Genomic DNA, 23113 nt, shown 5'->3' with positions numbered 1-23113 from the left:
CCAAGGTCCGAGGGGCCTCGCGCGTCCATTCTGAGTCGCGCTTTGTCTGCGAGACCCACACGTCGGGCCATGGACACCATTTCGCAACCTCACGAGAACTCTCCATCTTCTCGGACGTCGCTAGCTTGATCATGCGGATCGCGGGTCGCTATACTCGGCAAGCCGGTCGGATTCCGCGCTCGCTGATTTCCACCAATCCGCGCTTCGCTCTCAACTCTACACACGCCCTTTCTCGAGGACGGTAGGCGATGAAGATTCAGTGCCAGTCGTGCCAGGCCAAATACACGATCGCGGATGAAAAGGTCCTGGGGAAGGTCGTCAAGATCCGCTGCAAGAAATGCAGCTCGACGATCGTCATCAACGGCAACGACCAGGCGGCCGACGCTGGCGGCGATCAGAACGCGTTCGACTACGCGGGCGGTGGCGGCGGCGATCAGTGGACCGTGAACGTCGCCGACGGCGATCAACGCACGATGACCGTCGGCGAGATCGCGACGGAGTATCGCGACGGCGTCGTCAACGACGAGACGTATTGCTGGAAGGACGGGATGGCCGACTGGCTGCCGCTCCGCGAGATCGATCAGATCTACTCCGCGGTGAAGAGCGCGACCCGCGCCCCGGAGGAGATGATGTCCGTCGCGCCGTCGGCGTCGGTGCCTCCTCCCGCGGCCGCTCCTCTCTTCGCGGGCGGCTCCACCGCGCCGGCCGACGCGTTCTCGGGCAGCGTCTCGCCGGGCGGCAACGGCGCGGCGGGCCTCTTCGCGAGCCCCGCGGCCGAGCCGGCCCCGGCCGCCGCGGCGCGCCGCGCGGGTGGGCGTGCGCAGGGCGCCGACCTCTTCGGCAACGTCGAGAAGGCGGGCGGCGAAGACGAGGTGATGACGAGCGCGTCGAACGCCGCGGTGGCGGCGAACGCGGCGGCGGCGGCGGGCGTCTCCGGCGCCGACGAGAAGCTCACCGGTCAGCGCAACGAGAACAGCGTCCTCTTCTCGCTCTCGGCGCTGACGGAGAAGGCGCCGGCGAAGAACGGCGACGTCGGCGGCGGCGCCGGCAAGACCACGGCGACGGGCGACGGCTCGGGCCTCATCGACATCCGCGCGCTCAGCGCGAACATGGATGACGACAAGAAGAAGGACAAAGGCGCGCGCGTCGACGACATCATGAACCTCAGCGGCGGCGGCGCGTTCGGCGCCGCCCTCGCCGCGCCGATCCTCGCGCCCCCGCCGCTCGAGGCGGTCGACCTCGGCGTCACGGCGCCGGTCGAGCAGCCCAAGTCGAACAAGGGCATGATCTTCGCGATCCTCGGCGGGTGCGCGTTCATCGCGATCGGCATCGTCGCCGCGGTCATCCTCACGCGTCCGCCGGCCGCGGCCGACGGGGCGACGCCCACTCCGTCCGGCGCGCTGACCCCGGAGCCGGGCACCGGCGACAACAGGCTCGCCGGCAACGACACGACCTCCGGCGGCAGCGACAACCCCAGCACCGGCACCTCGTCGGGCGGCACCGCCGCGAACGAGCCGGCGCCTCCGGGCACCGGCAGCAACGCGGGCAAGACGCCCACGGTCAACCCGGGCGCTCCGGCCCCGAGGACGGGCCCCGCCGTCGCGGCTGCACCGAAGGCGGGCGGAGACTCGCCGGCGCCTGCAGCGGCCCCTGCCCCCGCACCTCCTCCGAAGCCCGCCTCTCTGGCGGAGGGCATCGCGGGCGCGGTCGGCCAGCCCGCGGGTGGTGGCGGTGGCGGTGGCGGCGGTGGCGGCTCCACCGCGTCGTTCGACAAGGGCGCAGCCGCGGGCTCGCTCGGCAAGATCGACGTCCAGAGCTGCAAGAAGGCCGACGGCCCGACGGGCCCGGGCCACGTGACGGTCACGTTCAACCCCGACGGCTCGGTCGGCACCGCGGTCGTCGATCAGGGCCCGTACCCGGGCACCGCCGTCGGCGGCTGCGTCGCCGGCAAGTTCCGCGGCGCACACGTCCCGGCCTTCGCGGGCGCGCCCGTCCGCGTCGGCAAGTCGTTCGTGATCAACTGAGCTCTCAAGTCAACGTCGGGGGCTTCGCCCCCGACACCCCCACCCCAGACACGGCCCTCGCGCTTTGCGCGAGGGTCGCTTCGCGACCGCTTGCGCGGCCGCTTCTGGGGCCCCGGCGTGAAGCACGCGTTAGGGAGGGGGCATCGTGAATGGTCTCTTGGCCGCGCTGTGTGCTGTCGCGGGGTTCATTCTGGGCGTGCGCGTCGGCTTTGCCCTCGCGCGCCGCAACGACGCGAAGCGGCGCGCGAAGAAGTGAGCGGTCTGTCAACGCCGGGCTTTGCGCGGCAGGCACCCCGAAGGAGCCGCGTTTCATGCACTCCCCGTCGGCCACTCGCCGCCGGCGCTGCGGAGTCCGTATGCGCACCCGCGGCCGGCATGCTCGCGGCGACCCGCGCGCTCGCGACTGCCGAGCACCGCGAGCACGGCGGCCACGCGCACGTGCTCGCGACCTGCGGGCACCGCGCACGCGCGCTCGTGGTCGGAGTGGTCGCCGCGTGGTTGGTTGGGTGTGCGGCGGAGCCGGTGCCGGTGACGCCGCGTGGAGGGGCGAGCCTCGCGCCGATCGGCGACGTGCCGGCGCCGGCGAGCTCGTGGCGGGACGTGACCGAGTCGCCGCAGGAGGCCGCGCCGCCGGCCGATCCACGCGTCGCGGCGATCGCGAAGTCGTGCCGGACGCTCGACGCGGCGCTGATGCGCGTCGCGGAGAGCGTCGTCGCAGACGGCGCCGACGTGGACGTGGAGCGCGTGACTCTCCTCCTCCGCGAAAACGGCGCGCCGTACGTCCGCCCACGCGTGCTGATCGGTGCGTCGATCGAGAAGGCGCTCCAATCGTTGCATGGCGCAAGCACCCGCTGCGGTATCGCGACGGCGACGGCGACGGCGGCAGCAGCGACGACGGCATCCGCGCCGCCGACGACGACCGCGGCGGCGGCGACGACGGGCACGCGGGAGCTCGCGATCGTCGCCGATGCGCTCGCCGATCTCGAGCCGCTGCCGGTCCGCTCTCGCACCGGGGCCTGGCTCGATTTTCGGGCGCGCGTGAACGTCCCCGCGAAGGGGGCGCGCGTGGTGCTGCTCGGCGCGCGCGGCGCACCGCGCACGGTGGCCACGGCCTTCGACGCGACGAGCGGAAGCGCGCGCGCGCGGTTCGCGCTCGACCGGCCCGGTCCGTTCACCGTGCAGCTCGTCGCCGATCTCGAAGAGGGACCACGCCCCGTGCTCGAGGCGCGCGTGTTCGCCGACGTCGCACCGTCGCACGCCAGCGACGTGGCACCAGGCGAGGATGCCGCCAACGACGACGTCACCGGCGGCGACGTCACCGGCAAGGGCGCGTTCGACGACGCGACTTCGCTCGAACGCATGATCGCGGCGGTGCGCGCGAACGAGTCACTGGGTCCGCTCCAGCGTGATCCGCGCCTCGACGCCATCGCGCGCCGCCACGTCGAGGGCCTCGCCCGCGTCCGCGCCGTCGCGCACGACCTCGGCGACGGCGACCCGAGGGCGCGCTTCGAAGCGGAGAACCTCCACGCCGGCGTCATGGGCGAAAACGTCGCGCGCGGACGCACGCTCGCACTCGCTCACCGCGCGATCCACGCGAGCCCGTCCCATCGCCTCAACCTGTTGAATGCAAAATACACCCATCTCGGCGTCGCGGTGGCGCGTGACGCCGACGGTCGCGTTTACGTATGCGAGGTCTTCTCTTCGCCGCTCTGAGCTCTTCTCCTCGCTCCTCTCGTGATGGCATGCTGAGCACGTGAGCGACGACGACGATCCGCCGCGTCCGATGACGAGCCCGCCACCCGAGGTCGATCCCGGGCGCTACGACGGACCCGCGCGCGCGGCGCCCTATCCGCTGAGCCGGATGGCGCCCGCGTTCGACCTCGTGAACGTCGCCGCCGCGATCCAGGCCGCCGACCAGACGCTGGCGACGATGACAGGCGGGAAGCTGAACCTCATCGCCGACCAGATCAAGCGGCTCCAGGCCGAGGCCCACGCGCTCCTCGCGAAGGCGAAGCGCGACGCCGAGCTCCATCGCGTGAGCTGCGCGTTCGAGAAGAAGCCGGGCGGCACGTACCACCTCTATCGCCGCGCCGACGGCGCCCTCTGGTTCTCCCGCCTCGCCCCCGAGGAGTGGCTCACGCCGCAGCCACAGACCTACGAAGGAACCTACGTCCTCGAGCTCGATCAGTCCTTCACACGCATCGACTCCACTGAGGAGTAGGGGGGCTTCTCAACGTCGGGGCTTCGCCCCGACACCCCACCCCAGACACGGCCCTCGCGCGTTGCGCTCGGGGCGCTGCGCGCCCGCTTCCGCGGCCGCTTCTGGGGCGCTTCTCAACGTCGGGGCTTCGCCCCGACACCCCCACCCCAGACACGGCCCTCGCGCGTTGCGCTCGGGGCGCTGCGCGCCCGCTTCCGCGGCCGCTTCTGGGGCCCCTTCGAGGTGGGGCCGACGGGTCCGGCCTCCTTCGAGGCGGGCCCGAGGGCTCCTACTTCGAGTCTTGCTTTACGATGTTGAACTCGACGCGGCGGTTCTTCGCGCGGTTCTCGGCGGTGTCGTTGTCGACGAGCGGCTTCTCCATGCCGTAGCCGTTGGCCTCGAGGCGATCGGCGGCGATGCCGTGCGAGGTCAGCCAGTTCATGCACGCCGCGGCGCGCTCTTGCGACAGCCTCTTGTTGAGCGCGGCGGAGCCCTTGTTGTCGGTGTGGCCTTCGACGGCCATCTTCTTGATGCCCGGCGTGGCCTTCAGGTAGTCGGCGACCTCCTGGAGGATCGGGAAGCTCGCGGGGCTGAGCTTCGCGGTGCCGAACTCGAACTCGACCTTCTGGAGGACGCGGATGTTGCCCGACTCGTCGACGTCGATCGTCGTCGGACAGCCGTTCCGCTTCGGGTCCTTGTTCGGCTTGCCCGGCACGCGCGGGCACGCGTCGGTGACGTCGGGCACGCCGTCGTTGTCGACGTCGTCCTCGGGGCAGCCGTCGCCGTCGTCGATGCCGTCCTTGTCCTCCGGCTCGTCGGGGCACTTGTCGTACTGATCGGGGATGCCGTCGCCGTCGCGGTCCTTCGGCATCGGACAGCCGTCGTTCGGATCGTTGCCGAGGTGGTCCTCGGGCTCGTCCGGGCACGCGTCGATGTCGTCGGGGATTCCGTCGCCGTCGCGATCGCCGACGTGCTCCTGCCGCCACTTCTTCGTCTCGGCCTTCCGGTCCGGCGACTTCGGATCGGTGTCGAGGATCGGAATGTAGAGGCCGAACACGCCGAGGAGGCGGAGGTCGGGCGCGCCGTAGCCGCGGAGGATCGAGGAGCCGGCGCCGGCGCCGAGGTACCAGTGATCGGCCGGGCCGAAGCGCATGCGGCCTTCGATGTTGAACTCGACCGGCGTGTTCCGCTTCGTGAACGCCGTCTTGCCGATGACGTTGTCGCTCTCGAAGCCGGTCTGGCCGAAGATGCTGCCGCCGAGGCGGTACTTGCCGTCCTTGAACGGGATGAACGCGCCGACCGCCCAGCGCCACTCGTTGCCGACGCCGAGGCCGTTGCCGACGTTCGGATCGTTGATCGAGTGACGCGGCCGGAAGTGGAGGCCCGTGTTCGCGGTGAGGATGAGGAACTTCACCTGCGTCTCGGCGGTGACCATCGCGAGGACCGACGCCTTGTCGTCGCCGCCGAAGTTCGACGGCGTGCCGGTCGGGAAGAACACGTTGAGCTGGGCGCCGAGGGCGCTCTTCCTGTCCTCGCTGCGCACGAGGACGCCGCGGAGATCGAGGCGGAGGTCGCCGGCCGCGGGGCCGCCGGTCACGACGTTGGTGGTGCGCGTGACGCCGGGCGACGGGAGGCCGCCGCCGGCGGTGTAGATCGGGTTCTCGCCGGTCTGGACCGGCCACCACGGAAACGAGAGACCGATGGTGGCGCGATCGAAGAGCTGGAACCCGGCGTTGCCGTAGACCGCGAGCTGGTCCTGGACGACGGTGGACGACGAGCGGTTGATCGTCGCCTGGTCGGTCGTGACCGTGCTCGTGCGGAGAGGCCGGAGCTGGTAGCCGATGCCGAGCTGGCCATAGAAGATCGTGCGCTGGTTGGTGACCGGACGGAACAGCGTGAGCCCGTCTTCCGGCGCGCCTGGCATCTCGAGGCGGTCCAGCTTGAAGGTCTTCTGTTGAGCTTCGGCGGTACCAGCCGTCGCGCCAAGGAGGAGCGCGCCGACCGAACCGGCGACCATTGCACGTGATTTCAGGCTCATGGGGTAAAAGCTCGCGCGCGGCGTTTTTGGGTCAGAAGGAGCGCGGCACCATCGCATCACTTCGGACGCGGCAGGAGCAACTATCCGGCTCTTACTCAAGTCGCGGCCTGCTGTCGCTCGCGTTCGACATGACGCGACCCGCTTGACAGCCAGGCGCCGCAGTGGTTGTTTCCCCGGCCCCCTCACGGGATACGAGTCATGGCAAAGCCGAAGCGTACTTATCAGCCCCACAACAAGCGCCGCCTCCGCACGCACGGCTTCCTCGCTCGCATGGCGACGCGCGGCGGCGCGAAGGTCCTCGCGAACCGTCGCCGCAAGGGTCGCGCCCGGCTGACCGTCTCGATCTACAAGAAGTAGATCGCATCGACGCCGCCGCCCTTCGGCTGACGTTCGGAAAAGAGCGACGGATCCGCCGTCGCGCCGACTTCGTGCGCGTTCAATCGCAAGGCGAGCGCGCGACGAGCAGGCACTTCGTCTTCCTGGCGGCCGCCGGCACCGCGCCGGACGCCCCCTCGCGCATCGGCATCGTCGCGACGAAGAAGGTCGGCGACGCGACGATGCGGAACCGCATCAAGCGCGTCTGCCGCGAGTGCTTCCGCCAGTGGCCGGACTTCGTGCCGCGCGGCATCGACCTGGTCGTCATCGCCCGCGAAGGCGCCCACGCCCTCCCCCTCGCCCAGCTCCGCGACGAATGGTCGCGCGCCCGCCCCTCCCTCCTCAAGGCCTGCACCAAGGCCCTCACCAAGCCGCCGCCCGCCCCCGCGAAGCCGCCGCCCGCCCCCGCGAAGCCGCCGCCCGCCCCCGCGCGTGCAGAACCGGTTCGCAAGCCCTGACCTTCCCGTGCACCCTTGCGCGATTCGCGCACGAAACCGGTGCAAAGCTCGACCGCGCAAGCGGGCGACTGTCGCACCCCCGCGAACATCGCACCGCCCCCATCGGCGAGCACCGGAGGATGCGTGCGTCTTCGCACGCGTCCTACGGGTGCGAGCGGGGTGCAGGGGGCGTAGCCCCCTGCGTTGGGAAGATTCGTGTCGACTGGCCTGGCGCGCGGGGCGATCTCGACGCATGGTGGCGCGGGTCGGATGGTCGCCCGCTGTCTTCTCGCGCTCATTCGCTTCTACCAGCTCGCGATTTCGCCTTGGTTGGGGCGCGCCTGTCGCTTCGAGCCGTCGTGCTCGCGGTATGCGTTCGCGTGCATCGAAGGGCACGGCGCGGCGCGCGGCAGCTTGCTTTCGGTGAAACGCCTGTGTAAGTGCCACCCGTTTCACGCTGGCGGGTTCGACCCTCCCCCACCGGCTCGGTAACGCGAAGAGGAACAAGCCGCCGAATGGACCGTAACAGTCTCCTCCGCGTTCTCGCGATCGCGGGCGCCCTCCTCCTCTTCTGGAAGTTCGGCATGCCGCTCATCAGCGGCTCGAACGACACGGTCCAGGCCCTCCCCGCCGAGGAATACGCGAGCGCGCCCGGCTTCGTGCCCGACGTGCTCGATCCCCCCGCCGCCCCGAACGAGCCCAACAAGCCCGTCGAAGGAGAGCTCTGCAAGATCGACGGGCGCCGCTTCGACGCGACGCTGTCCACCCGCGGCGCCTCCGTCGTCGCCTGGCACCTCGAGGGCGGCAAATACGAGGGGATGGACCTCTCGACGACGCCGGACCACGAGCGCTGGCGCTCGCTCCGCACCCTCTTCCGCGGTCCCGAGGGCAACGACCAGCTCAAGTTCGATCGCTTCCCCTGGAAGCTCGAGGACCACGACGGCCGCGTCTGCTCGTTCTCGTACGAAGACGAGGACGTCCGCATCGTGAAGAAGTTCACGGCGGGGGAGCGTCCGTTCGAGCTCGAGGTCGCGACGACGGTGACGAACCTCGCGCAGGAGCCGCGAAAGCACCAGCTCTCCATCGGCGTCTACGCGTTCCGCAAGAACGTGGACATGAAGGGCTCGCTCGGACGCCAGTCGCCGTGGGAGACCGAGGTCGCGTGCGCCGCCGGCGGCGACGTCGTCCGCAAGACGAAGGACGAGTTCAAGTCCGGGTGGTTCGCGCTCCCGAGCAGCGATCGCTACGCGGCGGTGAACAGCCACTTCTTCACGCAGGCGCTCATGCCGAACGCCGGCCCCAACATGGTCGCGGACGTGCCGCGCTGCGAGCTCCTCGCCGAGGAGTGGCTCGCGCCGGGCCAGGGCCGCGACGACGATGAGGCGCCGACCATCTTCCACGCCAAGCTCGTCTACGCCGGCAAGGAGCTCGCGCCGCAAGCGTCCGCGACCTACGGCGAGACCGCGTTCTTCGGTCCGAAGGAGCGCGAGGTCCTCACCCACGCGGGCGGCAGCGATCGCCTGAAGGACACGATCAACCTCGGGTTCTTCCGCCCCGTCGCGCGCGTGCTGGTCGGGTTCCTCGTCTTCCTCCACGACAAGGTCACCTTCGGCAACTGGGGCGTCGCGATCATCCTGCTGACGGTGTGCCTCCGCACGCTCCTCTTCCCGCTCACGTTCAAGTCGATCAAGACGACGATCGCGATGCGGAAGCTGAAGCCCGAGGTCGACGCCTTGAACGAGAAGTTCAAGGACGACGCGCAGGCGAAGAACCTCGCGATGATGGAGCTCTGGAAGAAGCACGGCGTGAACCCGTTCGGCGGGTGCCTGCCCCAGCTCGTCCAGATGCCGGTGTGGTTCGCGATGTACACGACGCTGCGGACCGCGGTCGAGACGTACCACGTGAACTTCCTGTGGTTCCGCGACCTCTCCGCGCCGGACCCGTTCTACATCCTGCCGCTCCTGCTCGGCGCGTTCATGATCATCCAGCAGCGGATCGTGCCGCAGCAAGGCATGGACCCGGTTCAGCAGAAGATGATGATGTGGATGATGCCCATCGTCTTCACCGTCATGATGTTGTTCCTTCCGGCGGCGCTCGGTGTTTACATGCTGACGAACAGCATCCTCGGTATCGTCCAGCAGCTCGTCCTCGAGCAGGTCGCTCCCCGCGGCAAGCCGCCCGGCGAGATCGTCGTGAAGCAGACCGGCGAGAAGAAGAAGCTGCAGACGTCGTCGTGATCGGAAAGGAAGAAGCTCGTGTCTGAAGTAACGCAGAAGGACGACGGCGCGATCAAAGGCCCGTCCGACGAGGTGACCGATCCGCAGGCGCTCCGCGCGCTCGGCTTCGTGCAGATGCTGATCGAGAAGATGGACATGGACGCCGAGGTCTCGCTCGCGCCGGATGACGGCGAAGGCTCGGCCGACGAGATCCGCCTCGAGATCGAAGGGCCCGACGCGGGCCGCATCATCGGCAAGCGCGGCAACGTGCTCGAGGCGATCCAGTATTTGACCACGCGCGTCGCCCACAAGCCGGGTGAGCCGCGGAAGCACATCGCGGTCGACGCCGAGGGCTACCGCGCGCGCCACGAAGACCAGCTCGCCGAGATGGCGCAGAAGCTCGCGCGCCGCGTCGCGAAGGAGGGCAAGGTCATCACCTTCGACCCGATGACCGCGCGCGATCGGCGCGTCGTCCACATGGCGCTCAAGGAGATGACCGACGTGCGGACGGAGAGCCATGGCGAAGGTCCGGACCGCCGCGTCCAGATCATCCCCGTCAACAAGAACTGATCGCGTACGGGTCGCGCAGATCGACCGGACCGTCGAGGGGCGGTCGTTGCATCGCGCCGAGCGAGGCCAGGCGGGCCCAGCTCGGCGCGATTCGTTTGGCGGCCTCGAGGTCGTCGCTGCCGACGCCGGTGATCGCCTTCGCGAGCGGGGTGAGCACCGCGCGCGCGGCGTCCTCCGTCGCGACGCCCGCGACGACGTGCACGTGGCGGTACGCCGGCGCCGGCACGAGCGGCGCGCCGGCGGGGGCGATGCCGATCGCGTGCGCCGCGCCGACGAGCGCGCGGCACGCGTACGTCATCGTCGCGACGTAGCGATCGGACGCGGCGCGCTCCTCGGCGGAGAGCTGCCCGCGCGGGACGGTGCGCTCACGCTCCTCGAGCTCGGCGTGGAGCGCCTCCGCGAACGCGTCGGCGTTGCGGCCGCCCCCGACCGTGACCGCGACCGCGTCCTCGTGCTCGACGAGGACGATGCGTGGGCTGAGGCAGCCGCGTTGATCGAAGACGACCACGTCGTCGGCGACGAGACGCGCCGCCTCGGCGGGAGACGCGCGCTTCGAGATCCACACGACGCCCATCCCGGCGCCGTGGCCGCGGACGGGGACCTTCGCGCGGGCGCGGACGTCCGCGATGGTGTCGTCCGTGCCGTAGACGTGGAGCTCTCCGCGCGTGACGGCGGCGAAGTCGAGCGACTCGTCGAGCCGCAAGCGATCGGAGCCGACCGCCGCGACGAGGGCGCGCGCGAAGGCGGGATCGCGGCGCGAGGGGCGAACGACGACCTCCGGCGCGGCGGCGCGCGCGAGCGCGAGCGCGCGGAGGGCGCCGACGAACACGTTGGACGAGAGCACCACGAAGACCGCCTCCGCGCTCCCCGCGCGCTGCAGCAAGCGCGCGAGGTCCACGTCCGTCGCGTCGAGCTCGAGGTGCCGGTCGAACGCGAGATCGACGCCGGCGCGCGAGAGCCCGCTCGCCTCGACGACCGCCTCGCGCAGCGCCGGATCGCCCGCGACCGACCGCGCCGCGCGGAGCAGAGCTCGGATGTCGTCCTCGCCGCGCGACATGCGACTTCATTCTAGATCGCCAGGCACGATCGAGGAGGCCGCAATTCGGCGCGGTCGCGCGCAGACACCCGCGCTCAACCGCCGAGGAGGTCGTCGATCGCGATCGAGCATCCGCGCGACGGGGCGCCGGGGGCGCGGCCGAGGAGCTCGAACGAGTCGCCGATGCGGCGGACGCGGTCCTGCGTGAGGATCGCGACGGCGCTGTCGACGTTGAGGAGGTCGATCACCTTCGCGATGCCGATCTCGCCGTCGGCGACGGGGGCGAGCGTGTCGGGATCGACCGGGACGACGCGGGCCCACGGAGGCTCGGCGTAGCGGTTGTGCGGCGTGTCCGGCTCCCAGAGCGTGCGCTCGTAGAACTGGCTCGAGAGCTCCGTCATCCCGTACTCGGCGACGATCGCGCGCGGGTCGACGTCGAACACGCGCGCGAGCTCGGACCGCAGCTGCTCGGCCCCCACCTCCCGCGATCGGCCCTTGAAGCCGCCCGTCTGCATCACGCGTGAGCCGGGCGGGAGCGAGAACGTGTCGTCGCCGACCGCGTCGAGGAAGTGGACGAGCGCGAACGACGTCGCGAGGACGAGCATCGGCCGTCCGTGCGCGAGCGCGGCGGCGACGCGCTCGTCGAAGACCGAGACGTCGATGACGTCGCCGTCGATGAGGAAGGTCTCCTCGTGCGAAGCGGGCTCGCCGAACGCCTCCGCGAAGCGAGCGCACATGTGCTGGAGCGACGAGTCCGTCACCGCGCGCGGTCCCAGCACCGCGATCGAGATCCGCTCGCGATCACGGAGGAGCCAGCGCCGGCCGAACGCGATCGCGCCGCGATCGTAGGTCGACACGTCACGCATCTGGTGCGTGCCGCGCACGTCCGCGGTCGTGCCGCTCGTGCGGAAGGTCGCCTCCGCCTCCGCCTCCGGGAACGTCGCCACGCGCGTGAGCTTGAACGCGTCGGTCGGGACGGCGGGGATCGCGCCGGCGTCGGTGAGCGCGGCGGGATCGACGCCGCGCGCGTGACAGAGGCGCGCGAAGCCCGCCGTCGCGCGCGCCTGGAACCGCGCGAGGTCGCACGCGAGCGCGTCGAAGGGCTCCGGCATCGGCGCGCCGGCCTCGAACGCGGCGACGAACGCCTTCGCCCGCGCGTGCAGCGCGCCGCTCGATGCCACGTTGGAATCCACGCCCCGTCCTTACCACGGTCGCCGAGGGAGCGCGTCGCGGGGGAGCGCGTCGCGGGGGCGCGCCGTCCGCTATGATCGCGGCGTGTACCTCGGACACCTCGACCTCGACGCGCCGCTCGTGTGGACGGTCGACGACGCGCTCTCGCCGGCGGAGTGCGCGGCGTACGAGGCGAAGCTCCGCCGCGAGGAGCGTGAGCTCGCGCCGATCGTCGGGCACGACGGGCAGCCCGCGATCGACCTCGCGGTGCGGAACAACACGCGCGTCATGTGGGACGACGAGGCGGAGGCGAACGCGCTCCTCGCGAAGGTCGCGCGCTCGGTCCCGACGACGCTGAGCGGCAGGACGCTCGCCGGCGCGAACCCGCGGCTCCGCCTCTACCGCTACGAGCCGGGGCAGCGCCACGGGACGCACTGGGACACCGTCGTCGAGCTCGGCGACGGCGTGGAGAGCGCGCTCACCCTCGTCTTCTATTTGAACGACGGCTTCGAGGGCGGCGAGACCGACTTCCCCGAGCTCGGAAAGAAGATCGCGCCGCGCACCGGGCGCGCGCTCCTCTTCCAGCATCGCATCCTCCACGAAGCGACCGCCGTGCACGCGGGCACGAAGCACGTGCTCCGCACCGACGTCCTGTATCGAGCCCGGCGCTGAGATCAGCGACCGAGCGCGTCGAGGCCGAACGCGACGCGGCGATAGAACCGGATGTGATCGAAGCGCGACCAGAGCGCGGGCCTGCCGGCGCCGATGCGCTGGCCGACCTCGTCCATGTGATCGGCCGGGATGCAGCCGCGGAACACGCCCCACTTCGCGCTCTCGACCGAGACCATGCCGTCGTTCGCGTCGCCGCCGACGATGGGGGCCGCGAGCTGGAGCTGCGCGCTCGAGATCGGACCGTGATCGAAGAGCTGGTCGTGGCGGTTCTTGTAGCTCTCGACCTTGCCCTCGCAGACCGCGATCTCGCGATCGTCGATGTGCGTGTCGACGTAGCTCGTGATGCCGGCCCACGACTGGTAGTAGACGCCGGGCGCGTTCGTCACGTCCGCGTTGAACGCCGGCGCGTTCGCGACGCTGATGCCGTGGAGCGCCGCGCGCACGTCGCTCCCCGCGGCGAGGTCGTCGTCCGTGAACGTCCGCGCCCACAGACCCGCCGCCGCGTTCACGATCGGGTCCCCCTTCTTCGGGAGGACCGAGAGCACCTTGTCGGCGAAGGCCGAGCCGCGGTGCGGCGTCGAGATCGTCGTCACGCTCGCGACGAGGTCCTTGTACGGCTTGCCCTCCGGGCTCGAGAGCTTCGCGACGACGTAGCGGCTGTCGAGGCCGCCCATCGAGTGCGCGATGATGTGGACCTTCCGCGCGTCGCAGCCGCGCTTCGCGGCGCACTCGGCGCGCGCTTGATCGACGTGCTTCGCGAGCTCCTCCGCGCGCGCGGCGACCGACTGGTACGGCTGCACGCGCGCCGAGTGGACGAGATGCCCGTCCTGCGTGAGCGCCTCCGCGACACCGTTGAAGGACCAGCGGTTCGTGTCCGACGCGTCGAACCCGTGCGCGAGGACGATCGCGTGCTTCGACGCGACGCCGCGCGGGTCCTCCCCGATCTCGGCGAGCTGGTCCTCGCTCGTCCCCGTCTCCTCCTCGTCCACCGGCTCCGCCGCGCACGCCGCCACGCCGAGGACGAGAACCAGCCCAACCGACCGAAGGACGCTCATGGCTCCGATGTGTGCGAAGGACATACCAAGGAGCCCCTATGGAAATCATTCACCATTTCGGCCCGTTCATCGTCGCCGCGGCCGGACACGGCGGATCGCGAGGAACCCAGCTCACGCATCGGCGAGCAGCGGAGGATGCGCGCGTCTTCGCGCGCGTCCTACGGCTGCGAGCGGGGTGCAGGGGGCAGAGCCCCCTGCGTTGTTGAAGAGCGGACGAAGCGGACGGCGTCGCCGCAGGCGTCGCGGAGGGCGTGGTCGACCTCGCCCTGCGGCGCGGCGACGTGAAGCGTGAGGAGGAGATCGCACGTGAGGATCGTCCGCTGCTCCGGCGCGGGGCGCACGGTGAAGACGAGGTGCATCCCCTTGATGTTGCCTTTGACGAACTCGCCCTGAATGACCTCGCCCTCACCAGGGACGGGCCGCGGATCGCCGAACCGCGCGACGTACCAGATCGTGACCGCGCCGCGCATGATCGGGAGCTGGAAGTAGAGGTCGCTCCCCGCCGCGCTCTTGTCGACGAGCGACACCTTCTTGAACTTCGGGCCCGCGAGCTCGTCGTAGTGCGCGAAGTCGGCGAGCCGGCCGCGCACGGCGGCGTAGTCGGCCGCGATCAAGCCCTCCGCGTGGCCGTAGCGCTCTCTCTTGCCCGGCGGTGTCCAGTTCGACTTGATCGGACCGGCGTCCTTCTCCAGCCGCTCGAGCTGCGCGCGCTTCTCTTCCTCCGTCTGGCCGACGAGCGGCCACGCCTCGCCGGCGCGCGCATGAGAGTTCGCGACGGGCGCGGCGCCGGCGTCTGCGTCCGTCGCGGGAGCGTTCGCGGTCGCAGGCGGCGCCTGGCTCGCCGGGCTCGCGTTGGGCTCCGGCGAAGCGCCTCCGCACGCGAGGAACAGCCAGGCCGCCGAGGCCGCGACGAGTCGATGACGAATCATGCGGACGCGATGATAGTCCGGACCGGCGCCCGGCACGCTATTGCGTGACCGCTCGGCTCCGCCGCCGCAGCTCTTCCTCGTAGAGCGCGAAGAGCTCGTCGAAGTGCTCGGTCGAGGTCCGGAGCCGGCCCGCGACGTCGGGCGCGGCGCCCGCCGGTCGATCGAGGCTGCGCAGCAGCGCGTCCGCGATCGCGCGCGGTCCGCCGTAGGCGGGGTAGGCCTCGCCGAGGCCGGGGCCGACGAAGTCGTACGCCGCCCCCGCGTCGGGCACGACGATCCGCGTGCCGGCGAGGAGCGCCTCGCCGAGGACGAACCCGAACGTCTCCGCCGCCCCCGCGTGCACGAACACGTCCGCGCTCGCGACGAGCTCCGCGAACTCGGAGCGCGGGAGGAAGCCGGGGAACACCACCTGCGGCAGCTTGCGGGCCTGCTTCTCCAGGCGCGCGCGCTCGGGTCCGTCGCCGAGGACGACGAGCGCGAGCGGCCGCTCCTCGTTCACGAGCGCGACCGCGTCGATGATCTGGTTGACGCGCTTCTCCACCGCGAGCCGGCACGCGACGAGCGCGAGCGCCGCGTTCGGCTTCGCGGCGAGGTCGCCCATCATCTGCCGCCGCCGCTCGGCGCTCGGCGGACGCGGCTGGAAGATGTCCGCGCGCGATCCGAACTTCACGAGGCGGACGCGCTCGCAGCCCGCCTCGACGAGGATCTTCGCGATCGTCTCGCTCGGCGCGACGGTGAGGTCGAAGCGACGCGCGAGCGCGCGCGGCCAGGCGTTCACCGCGTGGAGCACCGAGCGACGCAGCCGCTCGCTCCCCACCTTCTGGAGGATCGGCTCGACGTAGGTCGCGATCTGATCGGAGTGATAGACGAACACGCGGAGCGGCGCCTCGAGCCGCGTCGCGAGGAGCGCCGGGAGATAAGGGCTGCTCGCCTGGAGCACGTCGGGACGGACCTCGCGGACGAGGGAGACGATCCGATCGATCCGCCAGAGCAGGTGGTAGCTCGGATCGTACGGCATCGGCGGCCCCGCGAGGCGGACGAGGCGGCCGCCGCCGGGGAGCGCGTCGTCGGCGTCGCGCGGGCCGGGCGCGACGACGGTGATCTCGTGACCGCGCTTCGCCCCTTCGCTCGCGAGCTCACCGAGGTACGAGCGCACCCCTCCGCCGCGCTCGGAGAAGAAGTCGCAGATGTCCAGGACCTTCATGGCGGCGGGCTACGACGTTTAGCACGATCAGTCGCGCTCGAAGGTCGTCGCGCGGCAGTTCAGGCTCGCGTGGAATTCGACCGGCTCGAACCAACCGGGGAACGGCGGGGCCTCGTGCGCGACGTGGTAGCCGAGCCTCCCCGCGAAGAGCCCCTGGAAGAACTCGTTGGGATCGCGGTCGACCGCCTCGCGCTGCTGGCCGACCGGGTACATGCGCCCGGGGCCGGCGTCGCGCGCGGCCTCCTCGGCGAGGTAGCGCCAGACGAAGCACTTGCTCACGACGATGAAGCGCGGGCGCCGAGACGCGATCTCGGAGTATGGGGCCTCGACCTCGACGACGCCGGGGAGCGGCGCGCGCCGCTTCGGATCCGACGGACCGACGCGGACGATCCGCGCGGGCGGAAAGCGCGGGAGGTACACGTTGAGACCGTGGATCTCGATCGTGTCGTCGGGGCCGACGTTCGCGGCGAGGAACGCCTCCGTCGCGTAGCGCGGCTCGTAGAGGAGCATGAAGTCGACGCGGAGCGACGTCCACAGCGACAAGAGCAAGAGCGTCACGACGATCGCGCGCCCCCCGAGCCGGCCGAGCGTCCAGACGCGCTCGAGGCCGATCCCGGCGTAGACGGAGAGGAAGAGCATCTGCGGGAGGACGAACCGATCGTCGGTGCGCCGCGCCGCGACGTTGAACGCGAGGGTGAAGGAGAGCCCGAAGAGGAGGGGCGCGAGCGCGATGGTACGGCGTCGCGTCGCGCGGAGCGCGAGCACGATCCCGCCGAGCACGAACGGCGCCATCGCGAGCGGATAGGAGCGATCGAACCCACGCGCGACGTCGACGAAGATCGCGACGACGCCACGCACGCCGCGCTCGTAGTTCGAGAAGTCCTGGCTCGCCGGCCCACGCAGGAACGCGACCCGCCGCGCGAAGCCGCTCGGGTTCGTAATCGCCCCATCGACGAGCAAGAGGACCCCAGCCCCAAGGAGCACCGCAATCCCAATCTCCCGCAAAAGAAGCTTCTCTTGTTCGAGAGGGCTCTGCCCTCTCGAGCTCTCCCGCCAGGGGCCTCTCCGCGCGCGGAGCGCGCTCCGCCGCCCCTGGACCCCCGAGAGGGTCTTCGCGAACCATGGGGCGAGGAGGATGGGGATCGCGACGATGAAGAGGGCGTAGGTTTGGTCCTTCGTCGCGACCGCGCACGCCGCGAGGAGCGCGGCGCCGCGCAGGCGGCGAGGCTCCTGCCGCGCCGCGGCGCGCACGAACGCGAGCGCGGCGAGCGACGCCCAGAAGAGCGACGGCATGTCGAGGTTCGACATGTGCGCGTAGTAGTTGAACGTCATGCCCACCGACGCGACGGCGGCGGTGAAGACGCCGGCGCGCCGCGCGGACGGATCGTCGCGTCCGGCGATCTCCTCCGTCATCTTCGCGAGCGCCACCGCCACGCCGAGCGACATCACGAGCGACGTCACGCGCGCGGTGAGCGAGAACGCGGTCATGTACGGCGGCTGGAGGATCTCCGCGATGACGTCCGGGAGCGCGGTGGTGGGCGCGCGGAAGACCGCGATGAGCGTGACCGGCAGCGTCAGGAGCGCGAGGAGCGCGAGGTGGAGCGGCGGGTACGTATAGAACTGCCCCGGCGTGAAGGTCGCCGCGAGCCCGGGCAGGATCTCGCGCGGCGCGACCCCGTCGTTGTCCCACCCCGTCGACGACGGCAGCCCCCACGAGAGCCCGATGACGTGCAGCACCGCCGCGAGGAAGAGCACGATCCGCAGCGCGCGCGGCAAGCGCGGCAGCCTCACGACTCGAGCCCGTCGTAGCGGCCCCACGCGCCGACCGCGCAGCAGAGCGCGCCGAAGACGTTGTAGTACTCGTTGCAGAATGCATGCGTACTCCAGATGTACAAGCTGAAGTGCGTCACGCCCGCCATCAACGCGAAGCCGCCCGGAGTGCGCGGCGCGCGCAGCGAGCCGAGGAGCATCACCGGCACGATCGCGACGAGGCCCGCCCACTTCGAGAGCGTCACGATCCCGTGGTTGTGGAGGAAGGCGACGAGCCCGAGCGAGTCGACGCGGAACATCTCGCGGATGTCGAGCACGCTCTTCGCGAAGGCGTGGAAGTCCCAGAGCGCGAGCGGGAGCGTCACCAGCGCGGCGACGCCGGCGGCCTTCGCGGTGAGCACCGCCGTGTCGCGCCAGCGAATGGGGCGCGGCAAGAGCAGGAACAGCGCCGGGACGCCGATGAACATGTGCTGCTTGAGGCACACGTAGAGGCCGATCGGGACGAACACCCAGCGCGGTCGCCGGAGCGCGAAGAAAGAGACCGCCGCCGTCAGCATGACGACGAAGGGATCGGTCCAGGCGCGGTCCATGACGAAGAACGACCGCGGCATGAAGAGGAGCAGGAGCGCGGCGAGCTTCGGCAGGCGGCCCTCCCGCGCGTACCCGATGAAGAGCGCCGAGATCGCGATCGCGGCGAGCGTCGACCAGCGCGTGTCGCCGCCGAGGACGTAGCCGGGCACGCACAAGAGGAGCGCGAGCGGCGGGTACACGAACCCGAACTGGAGCCGCCCGCCGACGGAGGTCCCTTCCGGGAAGTAAGGAGACGTCCCGGCGTACGGATCGACGAACGTCATCGCGAACGGGTTCTCGCCGCGGAGCAGCGCCGGCACCGCCTCCATCTCGATGCTCCACACGTCGATCGACGGCTTCTTCGCGACGTGGATCACGACCGCGCCGAGGACGAAGTAGAGCCCCACGAGCGCGGGGAACAGGAGGCGCTCGAAGCGCGCGGGGCCGAGCGCGAGCGCGCCGCAGCCGATCAGCGCGACGACGACGCCGGCGTAGAACGGCACGAGCCCGGGGCGCCACTCCGGGAGGATGTCGTCGGTGGGGACGTTCGTGAGGAGGAGCACGACGAACGTGCCGAGCGTGAGCGTGACGAGGCGGGGGAGCCAGACGTCGGCCCGCGGGACGCGTACGCGGCCGAGGAGCGCGACGAGCGCGAGGACCCACGCGATCGCGACGAGGACGACCGCGAAGGAGCGGTACATGCCGTTCGTCCGCTGGAGGACGCCCGCCATGATCCCGAGGACGAGCACCGCGAGCAGCGGCGTCGTGGATTCCGTCGCCGAAGCGTCACGCCCTGTGCTCATCGCGCCGCGGAGGTCGGTTTAGCCGGCGGCACGGCGAAGAGTCAACGGAACTTCGTGGTTGCGCGGCGGGGCGCCCTCGTCGATCGTGCGAGGGTGAGCGGTCTCCGCGTCGCGCCGTTCATCGCCGCGCTCTTGCTCGTGGCGGGCCCCGCCGCGGCGGACAACTCGCCGAAGTCCGTCACGACCGAGTACTCGGCCTACGAGATCGAGACGATCAAGGGCGCGGAGAAGTCGCTCGGAGCGACGGTGGACCCGAACGCGGAGGGGAAGATCGTCGAGAGCATCGAGCTCGTGCGGCTCGATCCGATCGAAGAGCGCGACCCCGCGCCCGTCGCGCTCAACAAGGCGCACGTCACGACGAAGGAAGACGTCATCCTGCACGAGGTGCTCCTCGGCGTGGGGAGGCCTTACCGCGCGTACCTCGCCGACGAGACGGCGCGCAACATCCGCCGCTTCATGCACGTCAGCGTCGTCGTCGTCGTCCCGCTCCACGGCAGCGCGCCGGACCGCGTGCGACTCGTCGTCATCACGAAGGACGTCTGGAGCCTCTTCCCCGACGTCGACTTCCGCGTCACGAGCGGCGGCCCCGAGTACCTGATGTTCGAGCTCAAGGAGACCAACCTCCTCGGACGTCAGGTCGAGATCACGACGCGCTCGATCGTCCAACCCGAGAGCTATTCGCTCGGCGGCGCGTACGTCGCGCCGCGCTTCGCGGGCCGCTTCCTGTCGCTCCACGCCGAGGCCAACGTCATCCTCAACCGCCGGAGCGGCGATCCGGAGGGCAGCTACGGCGACACGAAGGTCGAGAGCCCGCTCTTCTCCACCCGCACGAGCTGGGCGTGGGGTCTCGGCTTCGCCTGGCGCGACGAGATCTACCGCCGCTACACCAACGCCGCCGTCGCGCAGTACGACGACACGTTGCCGTGGGTCTACCGCTCGCGACGGATCGAGGAGGGCTTCTACGCGACGCGCTCGTTCGGCTGGGCGCGGAAGCACGACATCTCGCTCGGCGCGTCGATCGTCCGCGACGAGTACCTCGTCCCCAACATCGCCGACCACGATCCCGCCGTCGTCGGCGAGTTCACGCGCAGGTTCCTCCCGGTCGGGGAGCGCCGCACGTCCGCGTACGCGCAGTGGAGGCACTACGGGAACGACTTCCTCCGGATCGTCGACTACGAGACGCTCGGGCTGCAGGAGGACTACCGGCTCGGCTACGACGTCGTCGTCCGCGCCTACCCGGTCGTGAAGTCGTTCGGCTCGACCCGCGATTTCGTCGGCGTGCGCGCGGGCGCGCTCTACACCGTCGCGCTCGGCGACGGGTTCGTGCGCGCGCTCGTCGACACCGTGACCGAGTCGGAGAAGACGCGCATCGCCGACGCGTCGATCACGACCGAGCTCCGCGTCGTGAGCCCGCGGACGCCGCTCGGCCGCCTCATCTTCGACATCGACCTCGTGCAACGCTGGCGGAACTACCTGAACCGCCTCACCCTCCTCGGCGGCGAGGATCGCCTGCGCGGGTGGCCGACGCGCTACTTCGTCGGCGAGGACATGTTCTCGATGAACCTCGAGTTCCGGACGCGTCCGATCAACCTCTTCTCCGTCCTCTGCGGCGGCGCGTTCTTCTACGACGTCGGCCGCGCCTACACCGGCCGGCTCGACGAGGTCTCGCCCGTCCAGTCCGTCGGCGGCGGCTTCCGGATCGTGCTCCCGCAGATCGATCGCTCCGTCATCCGCGGCGACTTCGGGTTCCCGATCGTCAACGGCGCGCTCCCGGCCGGAGTCCAGCCGATGTCCTTCTTCTTCGCGTTCGGTCAGGCCTTCCGCTCGAAGGGCATGCCTTACCCGTTCGGGCCCTGACGAAGCGCGGCCGCGAACGCGGAGAGCTGCGCGGGCGCGATCGTGAGCGGCGGCGACAGCGTGAGGATTTCGCCGCGCGCGCCGCCGGTGAGCACGATGAAGCCCACGGCGAGGAGCGCGCGTGACGCCGCGAGCGCCGCGCGTGCGTCGGCGAGCCGGACGCCGACCATGAGCCCGCGCCCACGCGCGGCGTCGCCGAGCTCGCTCCGCCACGCCTCGCCGAGCTCCGCCGCGCGCGCCGGGAGCCGGAGACTCGCGATCGCCTCGAGCGTCGCGAGCGCGGCCGCGCACGCGGGCGGCGATCCGAAGTGCGTGCCGGTGTGGACGCGCGTGCCGCCGTGCCCGCCCCACGCCGCCATCACATCCGCGCTGCCGACGCACGCGGAGATCGGGAGGCCGCCGCCGAGGCCCTTGCCGAGGCAGAGCACGTCCGGGACGACCGGCGCGCTCGCGAGCATCGCGCCGCTGCGCCCGAGGCCGCTCCAGATCTCGTCGACGACGAGGAGCGCGCCCGACTCCGTCGCGAGCGCGCGCAGCTCCGCGAGGAACGACGCCGGCGGCACGACGCAGCCGCCGCGACCCAGGATCGGCTCGACGAGGATCGCGCCGGCGTCGCCACGCCGGAGCATCGCGCGCACCGCGCTCAGCGACGCGTCGAGCTCGGGCTCGGCGGCGGGGTACGGCGCGAAGGTGACGGGCACGCCGAGGTGCGGGGCGAACGGCTCGCGGAAGCCGGGGGCGAAGCCGAGCGCGGCGAGCGGCCCGTACGAGAGGCCGTGGTAGCTCCCCTCGAACGCGACGACGGCGGGCTTGCCGGTGGCGAGGAGCGCGGTCTTGAGCGCGCACGTCACCGCGTCGGCGCCGGAGAGGCCGAGCATCACGCGCGCGCCGGGCGAAGGATGCAGCGCCGCGATCGCCTCGCACGCGCGGACCTTGATCTCCGACGCGTAGACGTCGCCGAGCGCGAGGGTGAGGTCCGCCGCCGCGCGCGCCGCCGCCTCCGTCGCCGCGTTCGGACCGTAGCCGAGCAAGAGCGCGCCGAAGCCGGCGGTGAGGTCGACGTAGCGGTTGCCGTCCGCGTCGAAGACGTTCGCTCCTTCTCCGCGCTCGTAGACGATCGCGGCGTGGTCCTCGCCCGAGAGCTCCTCGCGCGCCGCGCGGCGCGCGTCGAACGCCGGCGACTCGACCGCGGAGAGCCGAGCCGCGAGCGCGCGCGACCGCGGACCCGGCGGCGGGACGACGACGTGCGGGAGCTCGTCGCCGGACACTACGCCGCGACGACGCGGTTGCGGCCGCCGCGCTTCGCTTCGTAGAGCTTCCCGTCCGCGTTGCGGATCAGGTCGAGCGCGGTCTTGTCGCTCGCGAGGAGCACCGCGACGCCGATCGAGATCGTGACCGGGATCGTGTCGCCCTGGAACACGAAGCGGCTCTGCTCGATCTTCTCACGCAGCCCCTCCGCGAGCGCGCGCGCGCCCTCGAGGTTCGTCTCCGGGAGGACGATCGCGAACTCCTCGCCGCCGTAGCGCGCGAAGACCTCGTCGCGACGGATGCGCCCCTGGACGATGCGCGCGAGCTCCTTCAGCACGAAGTCGCCGGCGAGGTGGCCGTGGTGGTCGTTGATCTTCTTGAAGTGATCGATGTCGAACATGATGAACGCAAGCTCGCGTTCGTGCCGGCGCGCGCGGATGATCTCCTTCTCGAGGGCCTCCAGCAGGTAGCGCTTCACGTGCGCCTGCGTGAGGCCGTCGATGATCGTCATCCGGTAAATTTCTTCGTGGTACTGCGCCTCGACGTCGGCGCCGGAGAGGTACTTGAAGATGGTGGGGCCGACCTTGATGCGGTCGCCGTTCTGAAGCCCGAACTCGTGGTTGATCTGCTCGTCGTTGACGTAGGTGCCGTTCGTCGATCCGTCGTCGACCGCCCACCACACGTTCGCCCTCTGCTCGAGGTGCGCGTGCCGGCGCGAGACGCTGTCGCCCTCGAGCACGATGTGGTTCTCCGCGCCGCGGCCCACGCGGATCGGCGTCGTGTCGAGCACGAAGCGCTTCCCGAGGAGCGTGGGCTCCTTGGTGTAGATGACGACGATGCAGTCGTTGTTGCGCGGGCCGCCCTCGACCGCCTCACCGGCAGGTTTTTGGACGATCGTCGTTACGCGTGTCTTCTCGTCCAGCTCACTCACAGGCTTCG

The 23113-nt window shown here is 70.9% G+C and carries 20 protein-coding genes; 10 read left to right on the top strand and 10 right to left on the bottom strand.

Annotation, left to right across the window (positions count from 1 at the left end; all coding sequences use genetic code 11):
• The first annotated feature begins 248 nt into the window (after positions 1-248).
• The 3 genes from KF837_03735 to KF837_03725 all read left to right on the top strand — a co-directional run bounded on the left by KF837_03735 (position 249) and on the right by KF837_03725 (position 4245).
• On the top strand, positions 249-2024 hold the full coding sequence (locus KF837_03735; protein ID MBX3226392.1) for a zinc-ribbon domain-containing protein: 1776 nt from the start codon (positions 249-251) through the stop codon (positions 2022-2024).
• A 375-nt stretch (positions 2025-2399) separates the two neighbouring features.
• A complete protein-coding gene (locus KF837_03730) occupies positions 2400-3737 on the top strand; it encodes a CAP domain-containing protein (GenBank protein ID MBX3226391.1) in 1338 nt (445 codons plus the stop codon).
• A gap of 40 nt (positions 3738-3777) precedes the next feature.
• A complete protein-coding gene (locus tag KF837_03725; protein ID MBX3226390.1) occupies positions 3778-4245 on the top strand; it encodes a DUF2452 domain-containing protein in 468 nt (155 codons plus the stop codon).
• Between the two features lie 268 nt (positions 4246-4513).
• Here the strand turns inward: KF837_03725 and KF837_03720 are convergent, their stop codons facing one another.
• Entirely contained in the window at positions 4514-6241 is a 1728-nt protein-coding gene (locus tag KF837_03720; GenBank protein MBX3226389.1) for an OmpA family protein, read from the bottom strand.
• Positions 6242-6460: 219 nt separating this feature from the next.
• Here KF837_03720 and rpmH point away from each other — a divergent pair, with 219 nt between their 5' ends.
• The 5 genes from rpmH (at position 6461) to KF837_03695 (ending at position 9860) form a co-directional block, all read left to right on the top strand.
• The gene (rpmH, locus tag KF837_03715; protein MBX3226388.1) at positions 6461-6619 is read left to right on the top strand and encodes a 50S ribosomal protein L34; all 159 of its coding nucleotides are present in this window, start codon (positions 6461-6463) and stop codon (positions 6617-6619) included.
• Positions 6620-6690: 71 nt separating this feature from the next.
• A complete protein-coding gene (rnpA, locus tag KF837_03710) occupies positions 6691-7095 on the top strand; it encodes a ribonuclease P protein component (GenBank protein ID MBX3226387.1) in 405 nt (134 codons plus the stop codon).
• 249 nt (positions 7096-7344) lie between these two features.
• Positions 7345-7566, top strand: a complete 222-nt coding sequence (yidD, locus tag KF837_03705; protein MBX3226386.1) for a membrane protein insertion efficiency factor YidD — start codon at positions 7345-7347, stop codon at positions 7564-7566.
• A gap of 23 nt (positions 7567-7589) precedes the next feature.
• Positions 7590-9311 carry a YidC/Oxa1 family insertase periplasmic-domain containing protein gene (locus tag KF837_03700; GenBank protein MBX3226385.1) on the top strand — a complete coding sequence of 574 codons (1722 nt, stop codon included), beginning with the start codon at positions 7590-7592 and terminating at the stop codon, positions 9309-9311.
• Between the two features lie 18 nt (positions 9312-9329).
• On the top strand, positions 9330-9860 hold the full coding sequence (locus KF837_03695; GenBank protein MBX3226384.1) for a KH domain-containing protein: 531 nt from the start codon (positions 9330-9332) through the stop codon (positions 9858-9860).
• Here KF837_03695 and KF837_03690 read toward each other — a convergent pair.
• Together KF837_03690 and KF837_03685 are read right to left on the bottom strand one after the other, a co-directional pair.
• Complete coding sequence (locus KF837_03690) at positions 9847-10917, bottom strand: proline dehydrogenase (GenBank protein ID MBX3226383.1); 1071 nt, start codon at positions 10915-10917, stop codon at positions 9847-9849. The genes KF837_03695 and KF837_03690 overlap by 14 nt on opposite strands.
• 74 nt (positions 10918-10991) lie before the next feature.
• On the bottom strand, positions 10992-12008 hold the full coding sequence (locus tag KF837_03685; GenBank protein ID MBX3226382.1) for an acyl-protein synthetase: 1017 nt from the start codon (positions 12006-12008) through the stop codon (positions 10992-10994).
• Between the two features lie 163 nt (positions 12009-12171).
• Between KF837_03685 and KF837_03680 the strand changes: the two genes are divergently transcribed.
• Positions 12172-12738: a 2OG-Fe(II) oxygenase gene (locus KF837_03680; protein ID MBX3226381.1), complete on the top strand. Its 567-nt coding sequence runs from the start codon at positions 12172-12174 to the stop codon at positions 12736-12738.
• A gap of 2 nt (positions 12739-12740) precedes the next feature.
• On the opposite strand, the gene KF837_03675 is transcribed toward KF837_03680, so the two are convergent.
• The 5 genes from KF837_03675 to KF837_03655 all read right to left on the bottom strand — a co-directional run bounded on the left by KF837_03675 (position 12741) and on the right by KF837_03655 (position 19069).
• The gene (locus KF837_03675) at positions 12741-13793 is read right to left on the bottom strand and encodes a hypothetical protein (protein MBX3226380.1); all 1053 of its coding nucleotides are present in this window, start codon (positions 13791-13793) and stop codon (positions 12741-12743) included.
• A gap of 158 nt (positions 13794-13951) precedes the next feature.
• Positions 13952-14722 (bottom strand): hypothetical protein, encoded by a 771-nt coding sequence (locus tag KF837_03670; GenBank protein MBX3226379.1) that lies wholly within the window; start codon positions 14720-14722, stop codon positions 13952-13954.
• A 37-nt stretch (positions 14723-14759) separates the two neighbouring features.
• Positions 14760-15926 carry a glycosyltransferase gene (locus tag KF837_03665; protein MBX3226378.1) on the bottom strand — a complete coding sequence of 389 codons (1167 nt, stop codon included), beginning with the start codon at positions 15924-15926 and terminating at the stop codon, positions 14760-14762.
• Positions 15927-15953: 27 nt separating this feature from the next.
• A complete protein-coding gene (locus KF837_03660; protein MBX3226377.1) occupies positions 15954-17717 on the bottom strand; it encodes a hypothetical protein in 1764 nt (587 codons plus the stop codon).
• Positions 17714-19069 carry a hypothetical protein gene (locus tag KF837_03655; protein MBX3226376.1) on the bottom strand — a complete coding sequence of 452 codons (1356 nt, stop codon included), beginning with the start codon at positions 19067-19069 and terminating at the stop codon, positions 17714-17716. The genes KF837_03660 and KF837_03655 overlap by 4 nt, the downstream gene beginning before the upstream one ends.
• A 93-nt stretch (positions 19070-19162) precedes the next feature.
• Here KF837_03655 and KF837_03650 point away from each other — a divergent pair, with 93 nt between their 5' ends.
• The gene (locus KF837_03650; protein MBX3226375.1) at positions 19163-20926 is read left to right on the top strand and encodes a hypothetical protein; all 1764 of its coding nucleotides are present in this window, start codon (positions 19163-19165) and stop codon (positions 20924-20926) included.
• On the opposite strand, the gene KF837_03645 is transcribed toward KF837_03650, so the two are convergent.
• Together KF837_03645 and KF837_03640 are read right to left on the bottom strand one after the other, a co-directional pair.
• Positions 20908-22194 carry an aminotransferase class III-fold pyridoxal phosphate-dependent enzyme gene (locus KF837_03645; GenBank protein ID MBX3226374.1) on the bottom strand — a complete coding sequence of 429 codons (1287 nt, stop codon included), beginning with the start codon at positions 22192-22194 and terminating at the stop codon, positions 20908-20910. The two genes, KF837_03650 and KF837_03645, sit on opposite strands and share 19 nt — an antisense overlap.
• The gene (locus KF837_03640; protein ID MBX3226373.1) at positions 22194-23105 is read right to left on the bottom strand and encodes a diguanylate cyclase; all 912 of its coding nucleotides are present in this window, start codon (positions 23103-23105) and stop codon (positions 22194-22196) included. Before KF837_03640 ends, KF837_03645 begins: the two co-directional genes overlap by 1 nt.
• Positions 23106-23113: the final 8 nt, after the last annotated feature.

It is taken from the genome of Labilithrix sp. (assembly GCA_019637155.1).
In the GTDB taxonomy this organism is placed as follows: domain Bacteria; phylum Myxococcota_A; class Polyangia; order Polyangiales; family Polyangiaceae; genus Labilithrix.
Note: the sequence above shows the minus strand (reverse complement) of the source record. Positions and strands in the feature narration are given on the sequence as shown.